The organism is Achromobacter sp. Root565 (genome assembly GCF_001427425.1).
Lineage (GTDB): Bacteria > Pseudomonadota > Gammaproteobacteria > Burkholderiales > Burkholderiaceae_B > Achromobacter > Achromobacter spanius_D.
Genome location: NZ_LMGO01000001.1, coordinates 2,523,205 through 2,544,553, shown reverse-complemented (window position 1 = coordinate 2,544,553; position 21,349 = coordinate 2,523,205). Strand labels below are relative to the sequence as shown.

Sequence of the window (21,349 nt, the reverse complement as noted above, 5' to 3'; positions counted from 1 at the left end):
TTGCTTGTGACCGGCGCTCGTTTACGCGGGCGTCAGACGAATCGGTTTTCGATCCTTCCAATGCCGTCGATTTCGATCCGGACGACGTCTCCGTGCTTGAGGAACTGCGGCGGATTCAGGCCCTGGCCCACGCCGGCGGGCGTGCCCGTGGCGATGACGTCGCCGGGATACAGGGTGATGCCGCGGGAGCAAGTCTCGATCAGCGTGGGGATGTCGAAGATCAGGTCTTCGGTATTGCCGTCCTGGCGCAGATCGCCGTTCACCCAGCAGCGCACGCGCGTCTGACGGCCGTCCAGCTCATCGGCGGTGACCAGCCACGGACCCATGGGGCAAAAGGTGTCGAACGACTTGCCCAGGTCCCACTGCTGGTGGCGCATCTGCACGTCGCGCGCGGTGACGTCATTGACGACGGTGTAGGCGATCACGTGGCTCATGGCCTCGGCGCGCGAAATATTGCGGCCGCCTTTGCCGATGACCACGGCCAGTTCGGCCTCGTAGTCGATCTTGTCGGAGATGCCCGTGGGCAGCGTCACGTCGGACCAGGGGCCGACCACGGTCTGCGGCACCTTGGTGAAGACGATGGGCCAGGATTCCGGATTGGCGTCGTTGTCCTTGAACACGGAGTCGCGCAGTTCCTTGGCATGGGCGTGGTAGTTGCGGCCCACGCAGAACAGGTTGCGCGGCTGCGCGGGCAGGGGCGCTTCGTGCTCGACCTGATCCCAGCGATAGGCCGGACCCGTTTGCGCGGGCAGGGCGCGGCCCTCGGCCAGCCATTGCACCGCCGTCAGCGCGCCGGCTGCTGCAAGTGCCGGGGGGAAGTCCAGTGCGGTGACTGTGCTGCCGTCGTCCGACACCACACCCACGCGCCGCTCGCCATTGACTCGGAATACCGCGATTTTCATGCTTGCTCCTACGGCGGCCGAGGCCGCCTGTGATGACATACCAAAAAATACCAATTTGATTGTTTATAGGCCCAATTGCTGGTGTTGGGCAGAATAAACCAAAATTCTCCGCGCGCGAATCCGTTTTCTAGCAGTGATATAAGATTTTATTGGACTGATTTGGTATCATCCGCAGCGTATTCATCCGGGAACACCCATGGACAAAGCCTCCGCCATGCGGGCAGTCATCATCGAAAATCTCCAGTCGGGCGCTTGGCCTGCGGGTCATCGCCTGCCGACCGAACGCGCCTTGAGCGAGCAATTCGGCATCAGCCGATCAACCGTGCGCCGCACGCTGACGCAGTTGAAGGAAGAAGGCTTGATCTCGCAGCGCGTGGGCAGCGGCACCTATGCCAACCCGCCCACCGCGCTGGCGCAGACCGAGGCGGTGCTGCGCGGCGAGGTGCTGTCCACCAGTCCGGCCGAACTGATGGCTGCGCGGCTCGTGCTGGAACCGGCCATTGCGGCGCTGGTGGTGCAGCACGGCACGCCGGCCGACTTCGCCGCCATGCAGAATGCGTGCGATGAAGCGGAGGCCGCGGCCAGCTTCGAGGCATTCGAGGTGTGGGACGCGAAACTGCACGAGCTGATGGCTACGGCCACGCACAACCTCTTCATCGAAAAGGTGTTTGCGTTGATGACCGCAGCGCGCTCGCAGGCGACGTGGGGCGCGCTCAAGCGCAAGAGCCTGACGCCCGAGCGGCGTGCGGCGTATCAGATCGAACACCGCGAGATCGTCGAGGCGCTGCATGATCGCGACGCGGACCGCGCGATGGCGGCCGTGCGGCGGCATCTGGTGCATGTCAGGGAGAACCTGCTGGGGTAATAGGGGCGCGGGTCTGACGGGTCGCTTGCGATTGCGGTGTCAGACACCGGGGCACGTTGCGATGGAGGTGTCTGACACCCTTGATGCGGTGGAGCAGGATGAAGGTGGTCTCACCAGGGTGTCAGACACCGGGGCACGTTGCTATGGAGGTGTCTGACACCCTTGACGCGGCGGGGCAGGATGAAGGTGGTCTCATCAGGGTGTCAGACACCGGGGCATGTTGCTATGGAGGTGTCAGACACCCTTGACGCGGCGGGGCAGGATGAAGGTGGTCTCATCAGGGTGTCAGACACCGGGGCACGTTGCTATGGAGGTGTCTGACACCCTTGATGCGGCGGGGCAGGATGAAGGTGGTCTCACCAGGGTGTCAGACACCGGGGCATGTTGCTATGGAGGTGTCTGACACCCTTGATGCGGTGGAGCAGGATGAAGGTGGTCTCACCAGGGTGTCAGACACCGGGGCAAGAAAGCTTCGGAGGCCGGTGTGCGCGCTGGACCGGGCCTAATTCACCCTCAAATGCCGTTGCAGCGTGTCCAAAAACACCTTGGCCCGCGCTGGCGTCACGCGGTTGTCGGTTAGTGCGTAGATGGTGGCCGGCGGCAGTTTCCAGTCGGGCAGGATCTGTTCCAGCGCCAGTTCCCGCAGCGTTTGCGACAGCGCCTGATGGCTGGGCATCCAGGCGATGCCCAGCCCGGCAGTGGCCAGCTGCACGCCCAGCGCCGCACTGTTGGTGCCGATGTGGGTCGGCCCGCGGACGTTGAGCAGGCTGTCTCCTTCGCCCAGCGTCCAGTCCGGCAGGCCGCCCGTGATGATGCGCTCGTGCAGGCCCAGGTCTTCCGGGCAGGCCGGCCGCCCGAAGCGGTCCAGATAGCTGCGTGCCGCGACAAGAATCCATTGCACCTGGGCCACGTGTTTCTGGATCAGCGCGGAATCCTCGAGCTCGCCCGTGCGTAGCATCAGGTCGAAGGGCTGGCCGTTGCGGGCGGTGCCGGCCGAGCCGAGTTCCACCTCGAACGAGATCTGCGGATAGGTCTCGCGCAGTTCCTTCAATACCGCCGGCAGGATCATGGTCAGTCCCGGCATCACCGACACGCGCAGCGTGCCAGCCAGATGGTTCAGGCTGGAATGGATGCTTTCGTGCGCGGACAGGGCGGCTTCGACGTGCACCGCGCATTGGTCGAAGTACTGCTGGCCGATCGCCGTCAGGCCGATGCTGCGGGTGGTGCGGTTCAGCAGCTTGTACCCCAGTGTCTGCTCCAGCTGTGTCAGGCGCCGAGACAGCGTGGCCACGGGGATGCTGAGTTCTGCGGCGGTGGCGGACAGCTTCCCGCGTTTGGCGACTTCCACGAAGTAGTGGATGTCCTGCATCGAAATATCGTTTCTGTTCATGATGGGTTCCGGGCGCGAGCCTTGATTGCCAGCGTATTTTCGGCGTGATGGGGCGTGGCGATTGTTGTCATTGCGGCAACATCGTGGTCCCTGCGCCGGGGCTACTGCCGCGCGGCGCGCCGGCCTACGATTTGGGCGTCGAACAAACCAGCGCAACACCCGATACCCCCATCGGGAAGCGCCCAACCACCCTGGAGTCACCATGAGCCAACGTCTCAACGCCTTTGCCCAGTCGCCCGAACTGTTCAAGAAATTTGTCGAATTCAGCATGCTGGCCAAGGCTGGCGCGATCGAGGAGTCCATCCTGACCCTGGTCGACATCCGGGCCTCGCAGATCAACGGCTGCGCCTTCTGCCTGGACATGCACATCAAGCAGGCCAAGATTGCCGGCGAACGCGAACTGCGCCTGCACCACGTCGCCATCTGGCGCGAATCGAACCAGTTTTCGGCGCGCGAACGTGCGTGCCTGGCCTGGACCGAAGCGCTGACGACGCTGGGCGTGCACGGCGTGCCGACCGAGGTGTATGAGCGCGTGCGCGGTGAACTGTCCGAAAAGGAAATCTCGGACCTCAGCTTTGCCATCATGGCCATCAATGGCTGGAACCGCCTGAACGTGGGCTTCCAGACCGTGCCCGGCTCGGCGGACAAGGCGTACGGGCTGGACAAGGCCCAATTCAACTAAGGAACGATCATGAAAATCCTCGTCATCGGCGGCACGGGCCTGATCGGCTCCAAGCTCGTCAAGCTGCTCACCGAACGTGGCCATGAGGCCATCGCCGCGTCCCCCGCCACCGGCGTGAACACCATTACGGGCGAAGGCCTGGATGCGGCCTTGGCCGGCGTTGACGTGGTGGTCGACGTTGCCAACTCGCCGTCCTTCGAAGACAAGGCTGTGCTGGAGTTCTTCCAGACCTCGGGCCGCAACCTGCTGGCCGCCGAAAAGCGAGCCGGCGTGCGCCATCACGTCGCGTTGTCGGTGGTCGGCACCCGCCGCCTGGCCGAAAGCGGTTACTTCCGCGGCAAGATCGCGCAGGAAGACCTGATCGAAGCCGCCGGCCTGCCGTACACCATCGTCCACAGCACGCAGTTCTTCGAATTCCTGGGCGGCATCGTGCAGTCTGGCACGCAGGGCGATGAAGTGCGTCTGTCGTCCGCCTACGTGCAGCCCATCGCGTCCGATGACGTGGCGCTGGCCATGGCCGACGCGACGCTGGGCGCGCCGGTGAACGGCATCGTGGAAATCGCCGGTCCCGAGAAGGTCAGGCTGTCGGAACTGGCCCAGCGCTACATGGGTAAAATCGGGGACACTCGCACCGTGCAGGCGGACGCCGGCGTGCGCTACTTTGGCGCGCTGCTCGACGACGACACACTGGTGCCGGGATCCGGCCCCCGCCTGGGCAAGATCGACTTCGAAACCTGGTTCAGCCGTTCGGGCGCAAAAAAGTAGCGGCGGGCACAAGGACCCACATGAGCAAACTGCGGCCTCCTTCCCAAAACCTCCTGGACAAGTACCGGGGCGGCGACTTCCGTCCCCTGTACACCACCAGCGTGACGGTGCGCGGCGGGGAGGCCGCGCACGGCCGCGCCTCGGGCATTGCCATCTCGGACGATGGCGAACTGATCGTGGAACTGCGCCTGCCGGTGGAGCTGGGTGGCACGGGCGGGGGCACCAATCCCGAACAGCTGTTTGCCGCCGGCTACGCCGCGTGTTTTCACGGTGCGCTGAGCATGCTGGCCGAGCGGTCCGGGGTTTCCATTCCCGAGGCGTCGGTCACGGCCACCATTTCGTTCGGGCGAGATCCGGTCGATGGCCTGTTCGCGTTGACCGCGGACGTCAACATCCACCTGCCCGGCCTGGACAAGGCCCTTGCCGAGGAACTGGTGCGCAACACCGAGCGACTCTGTCCGTATTCCAAGATGGCGCAGGGCGGCATTGAAAGCGTGGTGGCGCTGACGCAGTAGCGCGTCGTTCATCGCGCATCACTGCCATCCCTTCAAGCCTGCTTCACCAGCAGGCTGTCCAATATCTGCAAGTCCATCGCGCGGATGTTTTCGGTCATGTAGTCGATGAACGCGCGCATGCGCGCCGGCAGGTGCTGGCGGCTCAAGAAACACAGGTAATGGCCGCGGTCATCGGGCGCGTATTGCGGCAGGCAGGCGACCAGCGTGCCGGCGCGCAGGTGATCGCAGACCTGATAGGCGGCCATCTGCGCGATGCCGTGGCCATCCAGCACCGATTGCAGCACCAGGTCGGCATCGTTGAACGTCAGCATGGCGGGCGGCGCCACCTTGCGCAGCTGGCCGGCCACCTTGAACTCCCACTCGAACACGCGGCCCGACGCCAGCTTGAAATTCACGCAGGCGTGGTCGGCGATGTCGTCGACGCTGGCGGGCAGGCCGTGCGCGGTGGCGTAGGCGGGCGAGGCGCACAGCATCATCTGCATCGGGATGATCTTCTTGGCGATCACCTGGCTGTCTTCCATGCGGCCATTGCGGAAAGACACATCGACCCGGTCCGTGGTGAAGTCGGTGGGGCCGTCGTCCAGCAGCAGCTCGACCGAGATGCCGGGGTTGGTTTCGCGGAATCCCTTGAGCAGCGGGGCGACGACCTTGCGGCCAAAGCCCACCGTGGAGCACACCCGCAGTTGGCCCGACGGCGGGCCTTCGCGCAGTTCGCGCATGTCGTCCAGGGCCTGGATGATGCGCTCGACGCCGGGGTGGCATTGTTCGTAAAAACGCTGGCCTTCGGGCGTGAGCGACGTGCTGCGTGTGGTGCGCACGAACAGGCGGGTGCCAAGCTGGTCTTCGAGCTTCTGGACGCTGCGGCTGACGGCCGAGCGGCCGATGCCGAGCCGGTCGCCCGCCTTGGCGAAGTTGCCCTCGGCGGCAACGGCAATGAAAGCCATGACACCGGCATAGCTGGTGGCAAAGCTGTCGGCCAGGGAGTCCGGCCCGTTCGAAGGGGTATACGAGGGGGTTGGGTAGGGTGTCGACATGGTGGCGGCGCCGCAAGTGGGTTGATCCTACAGCTAAGACGGCGGGCGCCGCAATCTTGTGACATCAAGCGCAAAAGAAAAAAGCCTTCCCTGGGGGGAAGGCCTGCTGGCGTTCTGAGGGGCGGCGTCCGCCCGGCGTCCCTATTTGACCGGCGTCAGGGCGGGGGTGCCTTGCTTCTTGATGAGGACGACCACGAATTTGGCCGGCTCGGTCTGGCTGGCGTTGCGTCCCACGGTGTGGATGTCGTCGGGGCCTTCGTAGAAAGTTTCACCGGGCTTGAGCGTGACTTCCTTGCCGCCCTTGACCTGCATGACGATCGTGCCTTCCAGGACGTAAACAAAGCCGTAGGCGTCGTGGCGGTGGACGGGGTCGGCGCCGCCGGGCGGGTAGTCGACGACGAGCATCAGGGCTTCCTTGCCGGGGATGTCGGGCAGGGCCTTTGTCATTACTTCGGTGACGACGGGGTCGGTGGGCTTGGGCGTGGCCTGGGCGTGATGGGAGGCGGCTTGGATGGGCTGGCTGAGTAACGTCGCTGTGGCGATGAAGGGTAAGAGGAATTTCGTTAGCTTTGACATGGTTTGTCCTTGGAGGGTGACGGGTTCATCGTAGATTTGGTGGGGGCGGGGCGGTAGGTCCGTGTAAGGGATCACGGTGTTGCCTGGGATGCACCAACGTTCTTGGGTCGCACGACGTTGCGGTCACAGCCTCCCCGGTGACCACGACGCCGTGCTGCTAGGGTCTTTGGTTTGGGGCGCTGTAAGACCTGTGGTCAGGGAAGGGGATTTGCGGGGCCGCCGGGTTGCAGCCGCCCGGGCGGCGGCAAGCCGGCATCGGGTCGGTGGGACGTCGTGGCGGGTGCGCTTCGCGCTGGCGGTGAGTGGTTTGCTAATGGCCGCCGTCACGGGGGGAGGGCGGTGATGGGCGGCGCGCGTCGACCGTCAGCTACAACCTGCCGACCTGTACGCGCGCCGCCCATCCGGCACTTGAGTTCAATTGACGATTAGGGGCGGCGCCGCTTGAAGTCGCGAGAGCGTCTGCCGCTGCCGGTGTCTGACACCCTCGGGAGATGAACTTGGTATGAAGCGAATCTCACCAGGGTGTCAGACACCTGACGCAGAACCAGCCACGCGCGAAGCGTCGTCGCTGCCGGTGTCTGACACCCTTGGGAGATGAACTTGGTATGACACGAATCTCACCAGGGTGTAAGACACCTGACTCAGAAGCAGCCACGCGCGAAGCGTCATCGCCACGACGCAAGACGTCGCGTAAGCCCCCGAAGGCCGCCCGCGCGGCCGCCCGGGGGCGGGCACCGCAAGACGCTTCTCTTCCACACAAATGCGTGCAAGAACCTCACGAACCCGACTCGCCCCAGCGTCCTTGAGGATCAAGCAACGCGAGCCCGGTGTGGCGTGGGCCTGCGGTGGGCGGGGCGTTTAGATGCGCCCGGCGGAAACCGTAGGGAGCCGAAGGCGGACGAGGTTGAGGATGGGGCAGTCCGGAGCGAAGGCTCCGGACCGCAATCGGAGCCCCGCCCGCCCCAAGGCCCACGCCGCGCCGGGCGTCTAAAGAACCCCAGTAATCAGGATCGCTTGAGATCCGCAGCAATACGAGCAAGCTTGTCCGGATTGCGCTGCACCAACACTCGCGTCAACCGCTCGCCATCGGTCTCGTAAGACTGCACAGATTCCAGCTCGCCGTCGATGAAACGCAGCAAGGTCCATTGCCCGTTCACCTGCACCACCTCGACCTCCAACGCATCGCGATAGCGGCGCTTGCCGGCATAAAACAGCTGCGCCAGTCGCTTGCCGCCCACCAGGCTGGCAAACGCCGTGACCTTGTCGCCGCCGTCGCCGATGAGTTCTGCGTCGTCGCTCAGCAACGCAAGCAGCCCGTTGAAATCGCTACGCTGCATCGCATCGGCAAACGCCTGCAACAGACGCTGCAGCGTTGCCCGTGGCACTGCTTCGCGCGGCGCGCCCTGGCGCAGCTGCTGCCGTGCACGCCGCACCATCTGGCGGATGGCGGCCGGGTTCTTGTCCAGAGTCTGCGCGATGTCTTCGTAATCCGCGTCGAACACATCGCGCATCAGAAAAGCGGCGCGGGCATCCGGCGACAGGCGTTCCAGCATGAAAAGAAACGCCACCGACACGTCGTCGGCCATCTCGTGGATCTGTTCCGGCGTCGACGGCGCGCCCATCAGCATGGGCTCCGGCAGCCAGACGCCCACGTAGTGTTCGCGCTCGGCCTTCGCGGCGCGCAGGTGGTCGATGGACAGCCGCGTCGTGGCGGTCACAAGCCACGCTTCCGGGTTCTGGATGACGGTGCGGTCGGCGCCGTGCCAGCGCAGCCAGGCCTCCTGCACCACGTCTTCGGCCTCGGCCACAGCGCCCAGCATCCGGTAGGCGATGGCATAAAGGCGGGAACGGTGCTGGTCGAAGAGGGCGACAGAGTCGGTCATGGAATGGGCCAGCGCCGGGATGAGGGGGGAGGGAGGCAGGTATTTTGCCGCAGGGGCCCGACTGCGACAAGCGCGCGGGGCGTCCATGCCGGCCCCCCATCCTGTCCTGCGCGGGCTACAGCACGATGTCATTCGTGCACAGCGGCGGCAGCGCCGTGGCGCCGCGCATCTGCTTTAAGTCGCGCTCCACCATCGTGCTCAACTGGCTGATCGGCACATCGTTGGCGTTGCCTTCGAACGGGTTTTCGGTGCTCTGGCCCACCTGTTCCAGCGACGTGTAGATCCACGCAATGATCACGCTGAAAGGCGCTGCCAGCCACGCCATCTGGCCTTGCATGAAGCCGCCGGCAGCCTCGCCGATCTGGTCGAACTGAGCGGTCAGGCCAAAGGGCAGGGCCACGCAGAATGCGCGCACGAAAAGCGTGTTGATGATGGCGTACTGGCGGGGATACGGAAAATCCTTGATGCGTTCGGCCTGGCCTTGCAGGTCGAGCAGGTCGCGCAGGCGCCCGTTCAGATCGGCGTATTCCGAGGCAGTGATCGTGCCCTCGTCCAGCAACTGCCTTGCCGTGCGGCCTTGCCCATTCAGCAGCTGCACCGCCTTGTTGTCGGTCGCAGCCAAGGCCGCGATTTCCGCCGCCGGCAGGTAACGGGCCAGCGCGGTTTCAAGCGGCATGCGGCGCTCGGGGATCGCGTAGCGCTTGCCGTATTCCGCATTCGGCCGGCTCTGCATGGACTCCCAGACACGGGGCGCGCGAAGCTGATAGCGCAGCGCAGTCAGCCACGCCAGATGCCGGTCGACCAGTCCGGCGTCGCGTCCCGCATCACCGGCGTAGTGACCGCACAGCACGCCCCACGCGCGGCTGGCGCTGACGATGCCCATCCAGATCTTCTGCGCCTCCACGGTGCGCGTGTAGGTCTGCACATTCTTGAAGCCCACGACGAACGTCGTCGCGGTGCCCAGCAGCGTCACCACCGATAGCGGCAGCGTCAGCCACTTCATGCCGGCCACCTGATACAGCAGCACGGGCACAAGGCTGAAGGCGGCGAGGCCGTAGATGGTCCGGCGTGTCCAGACGACGAATTCGCACAGGCGATAGGATTTTCCGAGGTGCATGATGTCGATCCTTGATAGCCTTCAAACGTCCGTTCAATGAACAGACGGACCGGCTTGGCGCGGCGTCTTCGCGCCCCACGCGCGCCGGGCATAGCGATAGCCCAGGAAAAGCGCCACCGCCGCGCCGGCAACGACAGACGCGCGCCCGCCCAGCGCGCTCGACGCCGCCAGCAACGCTTCCACGCGCGCGGAAAACACCGCGCCCAGCAGCAGCCCCGCCGCAGCCCACAACGCCAGGCCCGCGCAGTCGTGCCAGACGAACGACCGCAACCGCGTGCCGCTGGCGCCGCACAACGGCACAGCCACCATCGACAGGCCGGGCATGAAGCGCGCGACGATCAAGAGGCGCACACCCCAGCGGTTGAAGAAGCGCTCGGTCCGGCTGATGCACGCGTCGCGCGAGAGCGACAGGTTGCAGACGGTGTGCAGCGTGCGGGGGCCGTAACGTCTGCCGCCGCGAAACCACAGCAGGTCTGCCAGCACGCCCGCCAGCACCGCGGCGGCCAGCACCACGGCCAGCGGCAGGGCGACGTGGCCCGCTGCGCCGGCGGTGGCCGCCTGGCTGGCGCCCACCGCGATAAGCGTGGGCATGACGGGCAGCGGCAGACCGAGCGACGCGCCGAGCACGTTCAGGAACACGGCCAGCACCCCGTATTGCGCGATCCATTCATGCGGCAGCATGGGGCGCTCCGTGCGTCTGGCCGTGGCGGGCGATGGTGGGCGTGCGCATGGGGGATCTCCTTGAATCGCCGCGCCGCGGTGCGTGGCCGGTCAGGACAGATCCTAGAGATTGCGCCCGCGGCGCGGTAGACCCGCGCAGGGACGCACGGTGTTGTCCGGGCGACAACAATGCGCTGCGGGGACGACGCGGGCGAGGCTTACGCGCTTTCGCGGGTCACGATGCGAAAGCCGATTTCCACCACCGATTGCGCGGGACGCTGGCCGTTCGCGCGCAGGCCGATCATCTCGGCAGCCTGCGCGCCGATCGCGGCGCCGTCCACGTGCACGGACGTAATGGCCGGGGACATCGACGCGGCGATCTCCATGTCGCCAAATCCCATCACGGCCAGTTGCCGCGGCACCTCCAGCCCTTGCGCGGCGGCTTCCGTCAGGACGCCGGCGGCCATCATGTCCGAGCTGCAGAACACCGCGTCGATGTCTTGGTTTGAGCTTTGCAGGGCGCGCAGGCCTTCGCGGCCCTGCGCGTGCGTCGTCGGCGCGGGCATGTAGTGCACCAGCGGTTCGGGCAGCCCCGATTCGACGGCCGCGCGAACCAGACTTTCGGCGCGCAGCCGGGCGCGGTGGTCGTCGCCGCTCAGCACCGCCTGCCGCGTCTTGCCCGCGTCGCGCAGGTAATGGCTGACGGCTGCGCCGATCGCGTCGTGCGACAGGCTGAGCAGCATGTCGATCGGCGCGTCCGTGGCGTCCCACGTTTCGACGATGGGGATGCCGGAGGCTTTCAGCAACTGCCGGCCTTGCGGCGAGTGCATCACCCCCGTCAGCACGATGCCGTCGGGACGGCGGCCGATGATGGCGCGCAGCAGGGCGTCTTCGCGCGGCGAGTGGTAACCGCTTTGGCCGACCATGAGCTGGAAACCCTTGGCCTCCAGCGACTGCGTCAGCGCGGTCAGCATGCCGCCAAACAGGGACCCGGCGATCGATGGCACCAGCACCATCACCAGATTGCTGCGCGACAGGCGCAGGCTGCCGGCCATCAGGTTTGGCACGTAACCCAACGCCTGGATGGCGGCGTTGACCTTGTCCAGCGTGGCGGGCGAGACCTGCTGAGGCGTATTGATGGCGCGCGACACGGTGATCATCGACACCCCGGCCGCCTGCGCCACCTCGCGCACGGTGACGTTGGCGCGCTCTGACGAGCGGGACGGGGAATCGGCTGGCGGCATTCGGGGCGGGTGCATCGGAAAAAGGGACGAAAAACGTGGCGTGAAACTGGCGTCAAGCCTAACCGCAGACGCCGCTTTTGCGGGCTGGGTGTGCTCAGGGTTTATCCGGATGGCGGACGGCGATTGGGCCGAAATATGCTAACGACGCACTGATGTTAACGTTAACAAATGAAATGTTAACGTTAACGTACATAAAAGAACCTAAATCGGAGACAGTAATGACGAGCAATGCGCGCAAGTGGATTCTTGGTGTGACCCTGATGGCCGCCGCCAGCGTGGCGCACGCCTGGCCCGATAAGGCCGTCACCGTCGTCGTGCCGTTCCCGCCGGGCGGCGCCACCGACTCGGTGGCGCGCGCACTAGCCAACAAGCTGGGCGAACAGCTCAAGCAATCCTTCGTGGTCGAAAACAAGGCTGGCGCCACCGGCACCATCGGCGCCTCGCAGGTGGCCCGCGCCGCGCCCGACGGCTACACCCTGATGGTCACGTCGCTGGCGCCGCTGGTGGTGGCCCCGCACCTGATGAAGGGCATCACCTACGATCCGGCCAAGGACTTCACGTACCTCACCGTGGCCGTGCAGACCCCGAACGTGCTGGTGGTCAGCCCGCAGCTCGCCTCCAAGGTCAACAGCGTGCAGGACGTGCTGGCGCTGCTTAAGGAAAAGCCGGGCGCGATCAGCTTCGCGACGTCGGGCGCGGGATCGTCCGACCACCTGACCGCCGAACTCTTCTGGCAGAAGACCGGCACCAAGGGCCTGCATGTGCCTTACAAGGGCGGCGCGCCGGCCATTTCGGATCTGCTGGGCAACCAGGTGGAGATGTCGTTCCAGAACGTGAACGCCGTGCTGCCGCACATCAAGTCCGGTAAGCTCAAGGCCATCGCCGTCACGGGTTCCAAGCGTTCGCCCGTGCTGCCCGACGTGCCCACGTTCGCCGAAGCATCGGTGCCGGGCGTCGACGTCTACGCCTGGCAGGCCGTCGTGGCCCCCAAGAACCTGCCCGCCGACGTGCGCGACAAGCTGTCCGCCGCCCTGACCGCCGCCCTGAAGGATCCGGCGATCAGCAAGCCCTTCACCGACATCGGCCTGGAGGTCGTCGCCAACTCGCCAGAAGCCTTCACCAAGTTCCAGCAGCAGGAAAGCGCCCGCTGGAAGCAGGTCATCGAGACCGGCGGCATCTCCGTGCAATGACGCAACGCGCCCGGCCGTCGCGGCCGGGCTTTTTCAAGAAGCAATCATGACTCTTCACGCATCGCAAGCCTCCCAGACGCCCACGATCACCGGCATGCGCGTCGTGCCGGTGGCCGGTCAGGACTCCATGCTGCTCAACCTGAGCGGCGCCCACGCGCCTTACTTCACGCGCAACCTGGTCATCCTGACCGACAGCGCGGGCAACACCGGCGTGGGCGAAGTCCCCGGCGGCGAAAAGATCCGCAACACGCTGGAGGACGCGCGCGCCCTCATCGCGCGCAGCTCCATCGGCAACTACCAGCACACGCTGAACCAGATGCGCCAGGCGTTCGCCGGACTGGACAGCGGGGGACGCGGCGCCCAGACCTTTGACCTGCGCGTGGCGATCCATGCCGTGACGGCGGTGGAATCGGCCTTGCTGGACCTGCTGGGCCAGCACCTGGGCGTGCCTGTTGCAGCGCTGCTGGGCGAAGGCGTGCAGCGCACGTCCGTGCAGATGCTGGGCTATCTGTTCTACGTGGGCGACGCCGCGCAAACGCCGCTGCCGTACCAGACGGCGCCCGAGGCCGAAGGCTGGCTGCGCGTGCGGCACGAAAAGGCCATGACGCCCGAGGCTATCGTCCGCCTGGCCGAAGCGGCCCACGACCGCTACGGCTTCCAGGACTTCAAGCTCAAGGGCGGCGTGCTGCGCGGCGAAGAAGAGGTCGAAGCCATCCGCGCCCTGCACGAGCGCTTTCCCGAGGCGCGCGTTACGCTCGATCCGAACGGCGGCTGGCTGCTCAAGGACGCGGTGCGTCTGTGCCGCGACCTGCATGGCGTGATGGCTTATGCGGAAGACCCTTGCGGCGCCGAAGGCGTGTTTTCCGGCCGCGAAGTCATGGCCGAGTTCCGCCGCGCCACCGGCTTGCCCACCGCCACCAACATGGTCGCCACCGACTGGCGCGAGATGGCGCATGCGCTGTCGCTGCAATCGGTCGACATCCCGCTGGCCGATCCGCATTTCTGGACGATGCAAGGTTCGGTGCGCGTGGCGCAGACCTGCCAGGCCTTCGGCCTGACGTGGGGCTCGCACTCCAACAACCACTTCGACGTGTCGCTGGCGATGTTCACGCACGTGGGCGCCGCCGCGCCGGGCCGCGTCACCGCGATCGACACGCATTGGATCTGGCAGGACGGCCAGCACCTGACCCGCAACCCGCTGCAGATCCGCAACGGGTACGTCGAGCTGCCGCAGACCGGCGGCCTGGGCATCGAGCTGGACATGGACGCGATCGAACGCGCCCACCAGCTCTATCTGCAGCACGGCCTGGGCGCGCGCGACGACGCCACCGCGATGCAGTATCTGGTGCCCGGCTGGAAGTTCGACAACAAGCGGCCTTGCATGGTGCGCTGATCGGCCCCGCGCCGGTGACGGCGCAGGGCGCATGGCGCGGGGCAGGGGCCTACCTTGCCCCCGCTGCCTCCAGCGTGTGGGACAGGCAATAGACTTCTGACCAGGACGGGGCATCACCCGTCAGCGCGCGCATCTGTGCCGAGTTCAGGATGTCGCCGTCGCAGGCGGTCACCGCGTTGATCGCATAACCGTTGACGATGTAGATCCAGTCGGCCGCGCGGTCCTTCCCGCCGCGTATTTTCTGTTCCGTCGTGGCGTTTATTGCCGGCGTGTCCGTCACGATCAGATGTGCGCCGCTCAATCCGGGCTGCGCCGCCGCGCTCGCCGCATGCGTCTTCAGGTACGCATGCAACGCGTCCTCCGATCCCGGCCGGGGTGACAGGCGGATGGTCAGCGCATATCTTGCCAGGCCGCCGCCGACGCTTTCGAGCACACGGCACTGGCTGCGGATCATGTTGCGATGCTGCGGCATGAGCTTCGTGGACCACGGGGTGGGGGCGTTGAGGCGCTGGAGGTAGCCGGGGGAGACCAGCGTCGCGTAGGCGTCCAGTTCGTACATCACGAAGAATCCTTCGCCGCCGTGCGCGCTGGCCCAGCGCGTCCCGCGCAGAAATCCGGGAACGCCCATGCGCTCCGGAAAGTGCTCATGGGTATGCCAGTCTTCGAACTCCGCGCGCCAAGCCGGCGCAATGTCCCACCACATTGCGATTGCGGCCTTTCCGAGCATGCCCATGGTCAGTTCTTGGCCCGCAAAGCGGCAAGTTCCGCGGTGACCTGCTGCATGACGTCGGGCCCGATTTCACCCGCGAATTTGTCCACCACCGGTTTGACGGCGCCGCGCAGGCGCTCGACAGCTTCAGGCGTCAAGGTGTTGACCTGCATGACCTTGCGCAGATCGTCGATGGCCACCGCTTCCTTGGCTTGCGAGATCCGCCGTTCCTCCGCCTTGGCCTCGGCGGCCGCTTCCAGAATGATCTTGCGCTCGGGTTCCGACATGCTGTCCCACGTCTTGCGGCTCATCAGGAACGGCATGCCCGTGTAGATATGGCGCGTGAGCGACAGGTATTTCTGCACTTCGGCAAACTTCGCGGACAGGATCACTCCCACCGGGTTGTCCTGGCCGTCGATGGCTTTGGACTCCAGCGCGCCGTAGACCTCGCCGAACGTCATGGGCACCGGGTTGGCGCCCAGGGTCTTGAACATGTCGATGTAGACGGGGGCCGCGATGACGCGCATCTTCAGGCCTTGCAGATCCTGCGCCTGCGCGATCGGGCGTTTGCTGTTGGTCATGTTGCGAAAGCCCAGGTCCCAGATGCCCAGGCCAATCAGGCCGTGATCGGACAGGCCGTTCAAGAGGCGCTGGGCAACGGGTCCGTCCGACACCGCATAGGCTTCGCGTGCGTCGTTGAACAGGAACGGAAGGTCGAAGACCATGAAACGCTTGTCGATGCCGGCCAGCAGTCCCGTGGCCATCGAGGTGAAGTCCAGCGTGCCCCCGCGAACGGCCGACAGATTCTGGGGATCGCCGCCCAGCACCGCGTTGGCGTAGATCGACACCTTCATCTTTCCGCCGCTTTTCTCCGCGACAAGATCGGCAAATTTTTGCGCGCCCTGACCCAGGGGATGGTCCGCGGCCAGGCTGAACGCGAACTTCATCGTGCGCGCCTTGATGTCTTGCGCGGCTGCGGTTCCCGCCACGGCAAGGCAGGCCAGGACGGTCGCTGCCGCATTCACGGCGATGCGCAAGCACGTTTTCTTTGAATTCATCACAAGCACCTTCTTCGGTTGTCGTTGGCAAAGGTCCGGTTGATGCAGCTTCGGCGGCGGGTCATCGTGTGAATACCCGGCTGCGAGCATAGGGCATAATTTTGAATGCCGTTCAAAATTTGATCGAATTCAAAAATTGAACGATTTTCATGGACGGTCAGCCGGAGAGCGCGATGAGCGGGGCAATCGAAAAGACACTGGCATTGCTTGAATACCTGGCTGCGCATCCGGACGGGGCAAACCTGGCCGACATCGCGGACGACCTGCACCAATTGCGCAGCGGATGTCACCGGACCCTGCACGAGCTGATGAAGTTCGGCTACGTGCGCCAGACATCCGTGCGCGGGGAATATGCGCTGACGACCAAGCTTGCGTCGATGGGCTTGAGTTTCCTGAGCCGGTCCGGCGTGATCGACATCGCCCAGCCGGTCATCGACCGTTTTGCCGCGGCAACCGGTGAGCTGGTGCGCCTGGCCATCGTCGACGGCAAGCGCTTGACGCTGGTGGCCAAGGCGCAAGGCGCGAAATCAGGGCTGCTGTACGACCCGGACATGGGCATCGACCTGCGTCTTTCTTGCAGTGCGGCGGGCCACGCGTGGCTGATGACGTTGCCCGAGGACCAAGCCATCGCGTACGTCACCGAACAAGGGTTGGGAAAACCGCGGGATTTCGGGCCGAACGCGCCCACGTCGATACGGGCGTTGCTGGCCAGCCTGGACGCGCATCGGCGCCGCGGCTACAGCATTCTGCAAGACGTTTACGCGGCCGGCATGAGCGCGATGGCGGCGCCCATCCGGCGTCCCGGGCATCAAAGCACCGGCATCCTGGTGGTTGCAGGTCCGTCGCAACGCTTGACCGTTAAAGCCATGGAGAAATTCGGGCCGGCGCTGCTGCGCGCGGCAAGCGAACTGGCGCAGGCCGGGGACGCCTCGCCGCTGTTGCGCTCGGCGCGCATAGGCACCTGGGGAAATGGCCCTGCGCGGGGTGAAGATCCGCCTGCGGATTAATCCGAAGACGCATCGTCTCCAGAATTGCGGCCCTGCATCGGAAAGCGCGTCCTGAACATCGGTGATGCCAGGCTGGCCAGCGCCAGTTCCTGCGCGGCCGCCAGCAGGTCGGGACCCAGCGTCTCCATCCGCGCTTCGGTCAGACGCATCGCCGGGCCGGCGATACTCAACACGCCGATGGCCGCTTCGCCCTTGCGCTGCACGGGCGCGGCCATGGCGGTCATGCCCGGCGCGAACACTTCGTTGATCATCGCGTAGCCGCGCTTGCGGCCGGCCTGAAGCATCTTCGTCAGCGCGGCGATGGTGGTGGGGGCATTGGGACCGTATTCCTCCGGCGAGCCGAAGCCCTGGCGTGAGACCAGGTCCAGCGCGCGTTCGTCGGCCATGGTCAGCATCCACGCGTGACCGGAGGCGCTGCAGGACAGCCTGGCTTCGGATCCCATCTCGGGGTCGTAGCGCAGACCGTGGCGCGCGCCCTGCGCCTTCGCAACCCAGGTCAGCCGCTCTTCGTTATCCACGATGGCCAGCCGCACCAGTTCGCCGGATATGTCCGCCAAGCGGTCCACCAGCGGCTGGGCGATGTCGACGATGCCGGTTGCCGCCAGGTAGCTCAACCCGATCGAAGCGACCCGGGCCGTCAGCGCGTAGTCGCCGTGATCCCGGATCTGGCGCACATAGCCGCAGCGGCAAAGGTCTGTCAGCAGACGGTGCGCGGCGCTCTGCGGAATCTCCAGTTGCTGGGCAAGTGAAGCGAGGGGCACGCCTTCGGGTCTGGAGGACAGGTACTCCATGACGGCGAGCGCGCGTTCGAGGACTCCGGCCATGTCATCTCAACAAGTAGTGGGGTGATGGATGATAACCCTAGGTGGAAAACTATTCCACTCGGAATTACATTCCACTACCGAGTCTTGCCAGACATCGAAAAAATTCCAACTACACCGGAGACAACGATGAAGACCAGCCTTTTCCGCATTGCATTGACGGCGGCCTTGTGCGCAAGCGCCATGACGGCCACCGCGCAGGACATCCAGGAGCGCACGATACGCTTTGGCCATCTGAACAACACGGATCACCCCGTCAGCGCCGGGGTGCAGAAGTTCACGGAACTGGTGGCGGCCAAGAGCGGCGGAAAGCTGAAGGTGAAGGAGTTTCCCGCCTCGCAGCTCGGCAATGAAATGCAGCAGCAGTCCGGGCTGCAGGGCGGCGTGCAGGAGATGTCCGCGCCGGCTTCCACGTCGCTGGCGGGCATCGTCAAGGAGTTCGGGCTGATCGATCTGCCGTTCTCCGTCACCGACTTCGGCCAGGCGGACGCGCTGCTGGACGGCCCGCTGGGCCAGGCGCTGATCGCCAAGCTGCCCGAAAAAGGCCTGGTCGCGCTGGGATTCTGGGATCTGGGCTTTCGCAACGTAACGAACTCCAAGCATGCGATCGGCAAGCCGGAGGACCTGGCGGGCCTGAAGATCCGCGTGATTCCCAACCCCGTTTTCCTCGACACGTTCAAGGCGTTCAAGGCCAATCCCGTGCCGATGCCCTTTGCAGAGCTGTACGGTGCGCTGGAGTCGCAGGCGGTCGACGGCCAGGAAAATCCCTATTCGGTGATCCTGTCCAACAAGTTCTACGAAGTGCAGAAGTTCGTCAGCGCGACCAACCACGTCTACGCGGCAAACATCGTGCTGGTCAGCAAGAAGTTCTGGGACAAGCTGTCGCCCGCCGAGCAGAAGATCCTGCAAGAGGCTGCTATTGAAGCGCGCGGCTACCAGCGCAAGGTCAGCCGGGCCGCCGCCCAGAAGGCCGTGACGGAATTGCAGGCCAAGGGCATCCAGTTCAACACGATCGAACCGGGCGAAAAGGCCCGCATGCAGCAGGTCGTCAAGCCGGTGATCGAGCACTTCACCAGCAGCTACGACCCGGCGATCGTCAAGCTCTACAACGACGAACTCGCCCGCATCCGCAAGTAAACCGCACCGGCATCCCCATCATGAAGATCCTTGTATTGCACGGCCCCAACCTCAACCTGTTCGGCCGCCGCGAGCCGCACATCTACGGCACCACGACGCTTGCCGAGATCAACGACCGCCTGGCCGCGCTGGCCGCGGAATTGGGCGTCCAGTTGTCGACGCTGCAATCGAACCATGAGGGCGCGTTGATCGACTTCCTGCACGAGAACATCGACTCGGCGCAGGGGGCATTGGTGAATCCGGCCGGGCTGACGCAGCACGGCGTGCCGTTGCACGATGCCATCAAGGCCATGCCGTTTCCCACGCTGGAAGTGCACATGTCGAACATCGCCGCGCGCGAGACCTGGCGCGCGCATTCGATCATTTCGCCCGCGGTTCGCGGCACGGTGCAGGGGCTGGGGCCCCAGTCCTATCTGACGGCTTTGCGCGGCCTGGTTGGCCTTTTGCAGGACGCCAAGGCATGAGGCGGGCGCACGCGCATCCGAAGCCGCAAGGAGGCTGGCCATGGTCGTCATAGACAGGTTCATCGGCGCCGTCTGCCGCGTGCTTGAGTTCGCCATCGCCCTGCTGCTGGCGGCGATGGTGGTGCTGGTCTTCGGCAATGTCGTCGCGCGCTACGGCTTCAACTCCGGCATCACGCTGTCGGAAGAGCTGTCGCGCTGGATGTTCATCTGGCTGACCTTTCTGGGGGCGGTCATCGCCCTGAAAGAGCGCGGCCACCTGGGCATGGACATGGTGGTGGCCAAGCTGCCAACGGCCGGCAAGAAGATCTGCCTGGTCGTGGGGCAGCTCCTGATGCTGTACATCGTGAGCCTCATGTTCAAGGGCAGCTGGGACCAGGCGGTGATCAATGCCGATGTCAGCGCGCCCGTGAGCGGCTTGCCGATGGCCATCGTCTACGCGTCCGGGCTGGTGTTCTCCGTCATGGCGGGCCTGATCATCGCCATGGACCTGTACCGCGTGCTTTCCGGCAAGCTGCAGGACCAGGACCTGATCATGGTCCAGGAATCCGAAGAGGCGGTGCAGCTCAAGCAGATTCTCGAGGATGCCGGCAACGGCGCGCCAGGGAGAAGCGCATGACCATCGCCGTGTTCATCGGATCGCTGCTGGGCGTCATGGCGCTGGGCGTGCCCATTGCCTTTGCGCTGCTGGCCAGCGGCGTGGCGCTCATGTGGCATCTGGACATCTTCGACGCGCAGATCCTGGCGCAGAACGTCATAGGCGGGGCGGACAGCTTTCCGCTGCTGGCCGTGCCGTTCTTCATGCTGGCGGGCGAAATCATGAACGTGGGCGGGCTGTCCCGCCGCATCGTCGACCTGGCGCTTGCGCTGGTCGGCCACGTGAAGGGCGGGCTTGGCTACGTCACCATCATGGCGGGCTGCCTGCTGTCGGCCCTGTCAGGATCGGCCGTGGCGGACGCCGCCGCGCTGACGGCGTTGCTGCTGCCCATGATGGTCAGCGCCGGACACAAGAAGCAGACCGCCGGCGGCCTGATTGCGGCTACCGGCGTGATCGGTCCGGTCATTCCGCCCAGCATTGGTCTGGTCATCTTCGGCGTGGCGGCCAACGTGTCCATTTCCAAGCTGTTCATGGCGGCGATTGCGCCCGGTCTCATGATCGGGGGCGCGTTGTGGTTGACGTGGGCGTGGCTGGTCAGGCGCGAGAAGATCGTGCCGCCGCCGCGCAAGTCCCCGCAAGAAATCGCCACCGCGTTCCGCAAGGCGATCTGGGCGCTCATGCTGCCGGTGATCATCCTGGTGGGGTTGCGGATGGGTGTCTTCACGCCGACCGAAGCCGCGGTGGTCGCCGCGACCTACGCGTTGCTGGTGTCGACGCTGGTCTACCGCGAGCTCAAGCTCAACCAGCTCTATGCGGTGTTCGTGTCGGCAGCCAAGACCAGCGCCATCGTCATGTTCCTGATCGCCGCCGCCATGGTCAGCGCATGGTTGATCACCGTGGCCGACCTGCCATCCAAGGTGGTGGACATGCTGCAGCCGTTCATGGGCAACAAGATCCTGCTGATGGCCGCGATCATGGTGCTGGTGATGGTGGTTGGCACCGCCATGGACATGACGCCGACCATCCTGATCCTGACGCCCGTGCTGATGCCGGTGGTGCGCGCCGCGGGCATCGATCCGGTGTATTTCGGCGTGCTGTTCATCATCAACAACTCGATCGGCCTGGTCACGCCGCCGGTGGGCACTGTGCTCAATGTGGTGGCCGGCGTCGGGAAGATGAAGATGGACGACGTGACGCGCGGCGTTCTGCCGTTCATGGCTGCCGAGTTTCTTGTCATGTTCCTGATGGTGGCCTTTCCGGCCCTGGTGATCATTCCCGCGCGCTGGTTTGGCGGGTAGGCGCCCATGCGCCTCCCGCGCGGCGCCCGCGCACCGTAAAGCCT

At 65.3% G+C, this 21,349-nt stretch carries 22 protein-coding genes; 11 read left to right on the top strand and 11 right to left on the bottom strand.

What is annotated here, in order from left to right; genetic code table 11:
- Window positions 1-32 precede the first annotated feature (32 nt).
- Complete coding sequence (locus tag ASD71_RS11345) at window positions 33-902, bottom strand: fumarylacetoacetate hydrolase family protein (RefSeq protein WP_056563454.1); 870 nt, start codon at window positions 900-902, stop codon at window positions 33-35.
- A gap of 196 nt (window positions 903-1,098) precedes the next feature.
- On the opposite strand from ASD71_RS11345, the gene ASD71_RS11340 reads away from it, so the two are divergent.
- A complete protein-coding gene (locus ASD71_RS11340; RefSeq protein ID WP_056563451.1) occupies window positions 1,099-1,767 on the top strand; it encodes a FadR/GntR family transcriptional regulator in 669 nt (222 codons plus the stop codon).
- 502 nt (window positions 1,768-2,269) lie between these two features.
- On the opposite strand, the gene ASD71_RS11335 is transcribed toward ASD71_RS11340, so the two are convergent.
- Window positions 2,270-3,157 (bottom strand): LysR family transcriptional regulator, encoded by an 888-nt coding sequence (locus ASD71_RS11335; protein ID WP_082578860.1) that lies wholly within the window; start codon window positions 3,155-3,157, stop codon window positions 2,270-2,272.
- 202 nt (window positions 3,158-3,359) lie between these two features.
- Here ASD71_RS11335 and ASD71_RS11330 point away from each other — a divergent pair, with 202 nt between their 5' ends.
- The 3 genes from ASD71_RS11330 to ASD71_RS11320 are packed head-to-tail and all read left to right on the top strand — an operon-like array spanning window position 3,360 to window position 5,119.
- Complete coding sequence (locus ASD71_RS11330) at window positions 3,360-3,839, top strand: carboxymuconolactone decarboxylase family protein (RefSeq protein ID WP_056563450.1); 480 nt, start codon at window positions 3,360-3,362, stop codon at window positions 3,837-3,839.
- A gap of 9 nt (window positions 3,840-3,848) precedes the next feature.
- On the top strand, window positions 3,849-4,604 hold the full coding sequence (locus ASD71_RS11325; protein WP_056563447.1) for an SDR family oxidoreductase: 756 nt from the start codon (window positions 3,849-3,851) through the stop codon (window positions 4,602-4,604).
- A gap of 20 nt (window positions 4,605-4,624) precedes the next feature.
- Window positions 4,625-5,119, top strand: a complete 495-nt coding sequence (locus tag ASD71_RS11320) for an Ohr family peroxiredoxin (protein WP_056563444.1) — start codon at window positions 4,625-4,627, stop codon at window positions 5,117-5,119.
- Between the two features lie 32 nt (window positions 5,120-5,151).
- Here the strand turns inward: ASD71_RS11320 and ASD71_RS11315 are convergent, their stop codons facing one another.
- From ASD71_RS11315 to ASD71_RS11290, 6 genes are all read right to left on the bottom strand, one after another.
- A complete protein-coding gene (locus tag ASD71_RS11315; RefSeq protein WP_056563442.1) occupies window positions 5,152-6,153 on the bottom strand; it encodes a LysR family transcriptional regulator in 1,002 nt (333 codons plus the stop codon).
- A 141-nt stretch (window positions 6,154-6,294) separates the two neighbouring features.
- Window positions 6,295-6,729, bottom strand: a complete 435-nt coding sequence (locus tag ASD71_RS11310; RefSeq protein WP_056563439.1) for a cupin domain-containing protein — start codon at window positions 6,727-6,729, stop codon at window positions 6,295-6,297.
- 1,004 nt (window positions 6,730-7,733) lie between these two features.
- Complete coding sequence (locus ASD71_RS11305; RefSeq protein ID WP_056563437.1) at window positions 7,734-8,612, bottom strand: RNA polymerase sigma-70 factor; 879 nt, start codon at window positions 8,610-8,612, stop codon at window positions 7,734-7,736.
- A 115-nt stretch (window positions 8,613-8,727) separates the two neighbouring features.
- The gene (locus tag ASD71_RS11300) at window positions 8,728-9,729 is read right to left on the bottom strand and encodes a bestrophin family protein (protein ID WP_056563434.1); all 1,002 of its coding nucleotides are present in this window, start codon (window positions 9,727-9,729) and stop codon (window positions 8,728-8,730) included.
- 33 nt (window positions 9,730-9,762) lie between these two features.
- Window positions 9,763-10,410, bottom strand: a complete 648-nt coding sequence (locus ASD71_RS11295; RefSeq protein ID WP_056563431.1) for a DedA family protein — start codon at window positions 10,408-10,410, stop codon at window positions 9,763-9,765.
- Between the two features lie 197 nt (window positions 10,411-10,607).
- On the bottom strand, window positions 10,608-11,633 hold the full coding sequence (locus ASD71_RS11290) for a LacI family DNA-binding transcriptional regulator (RefSeq protein WP_082578859.1): 1,026 nt from the start codon (window positions 11,631-11,633) through the stop codon (window positions 10,608-10,610).
- Window positions 11,634-11,851: 218 nt separating this feature from the next.
- Here ASD71_RS11290 and ASD71_RS11285 point away from each other — a divergent pair, with 218 nt between their 5' ends.
- On the top strand, window positions 11,852-12,823 hold the full coding sequence (locus tag ASD71_RS11285; protein WP_056563426.1) for a tripartite tricarboxylate transporter substrate binding protein: 972 nt from the start codon (window positions 11,852-11,854) through the stop codon (window positions 12,821-12,823).
- A gap of 46 nt (window positions 12,824-12,869) precedes the next feature.
- The gene (gudD, locus tag ASD71_RS11280) at window positions 12,870-14,216 is read left to right on the top strand and encodes a glucarate dehydratase (RefSeq protein WP_056563422.1); all 1,347 of its coding nucleotides are present in this window, start codon (window positions 12,870-12,872) and stop codon (window positions 14,214-14,216) included.
- Window positions 14,217-14,265: 49 nt separating this feature from the next.
- Here gudD and ASD71_RS11275 read toward each other — a convergent pair whose 3' ends face one another.
- Window positions 14,266-14,919, bottom strand: a complete 654-nt coding sequence (locus ASD71_RS11275; protein WP_156395123.1) for a hypothetical protein — start codon at window positions 14,917-14,919, stop codon at window positions 14,266-14,268.
- Between the two features lie 32 nt (window positions 14,920-14,951).
- Window positions 14,952-15,983 (bottom strand): TRAP transporter substrate-binding protein, encoded by a 1,032-nt coding sequence (locus tag ASD71_RS11270; RefSeq protein WP_056563416.1) that lies wholly within the window; start codon window positions 15,981-15,983, stop codon window positions 14,952-14,954.
- Window positions 15,984-16,156: 173 nt separating this feature from the next.
- Here ASD71_RS11270 and ASD71_RS11265 point away from each other — a divergent pair, with 173 nt between their 5' ends.
- Window positions 16,157-16,990 (top strand): IclR family transcriptional regulator, encoded by an 834-nt coding sequence (locus tag ASD71_RS11265; RefSeq protein WP_056563413.1) that lies wholly within the window; start codon window positions 16,157-16,159, stop codon window positions 16,988-16,990.
- Here ASD71_RS11265 and ASD71_RS11260 read toward each other — a convergent pair.
- Window positions 16,987-17,814: an IclR family transcriptional regulator gene (locus tag ASD71_RS11260; RefSeq protein ID WP_056563410.1), complete on the bottom strand. Its 828-nt coding sequence runs from the start codon at window positions 17,812-17,814 to the stop codon at window positions 16,987-16,989. The two genes, ASD71_RS11265 and ASD71_RS11260, sit on opposite strands and share 4 nt — an antisense overlap.
- A gap of 126 nt (window positions 17,815-17,940) precedes the next feature.
- Between ASD71_RS11260 and ASD71_RS11255 the strand changes: the two genes are divergently transcribed.
- Genes ASD71_RS11255 through ASD71_RS11240 form a run of 4 tightly spaced genes read left to right on the top strand, consistent with a single transcriptional unit; the run spans window position 17,941 to window position 21,305 of the window.
- On the top strand, window positions 17,941-18,948 hold the full coding sequence (locus ASD71_RS11255) for a TRAP transporter substrate-binding protein (RefSeq protein ID WP_056563407.1): 1,008 nt from the start codon (window positions 17,941-17,943) through the stop codon (window positions 18,946-18,948).
- Between the two features lie 20 nt (window positions 18,949-18,968).
- The gene (locus ASD71_RS11250) at window positions 18,969-19,412 is read left to right on the top strand and encodes a type II 3-dehydroquinate dehydratase (RefSeq protein ID WP_056563405.1); all 444 of its coding nucleotides are present in this window, start codon (window positions 18,969-18,971) and stop codon (window positions 19,410-19,412) included.
- Between the two features lie 49 nt (window positions 19,413-19,461).
- Window positions 19,462-20,028, top strand: coding sequence for a TRAP transporter small permease (locus ASD71_RS11245; protein ID WP_369818966.1), 567 nt, complete (start codon window positions 19,462-19,464; stop codon window positions 20,026-20,028).
- Window positions 20,025-21,305, top strand: a complete 1,281-nt coding sequence (locus ASD71_RS11240) for a TRAP transporter large permease subunit (RefSeq protein WP_056563400.1) — start codon at window positions 20,025-20,027, stop codon at window positions 21,303-21,305. Before ASD71_RS11245 ends, ASD71_RS11240 begins: the two co-directional genes overlap by 4 nt.
- Window positions 21,306-21,349: the final 44 nt, after the last annotated feature.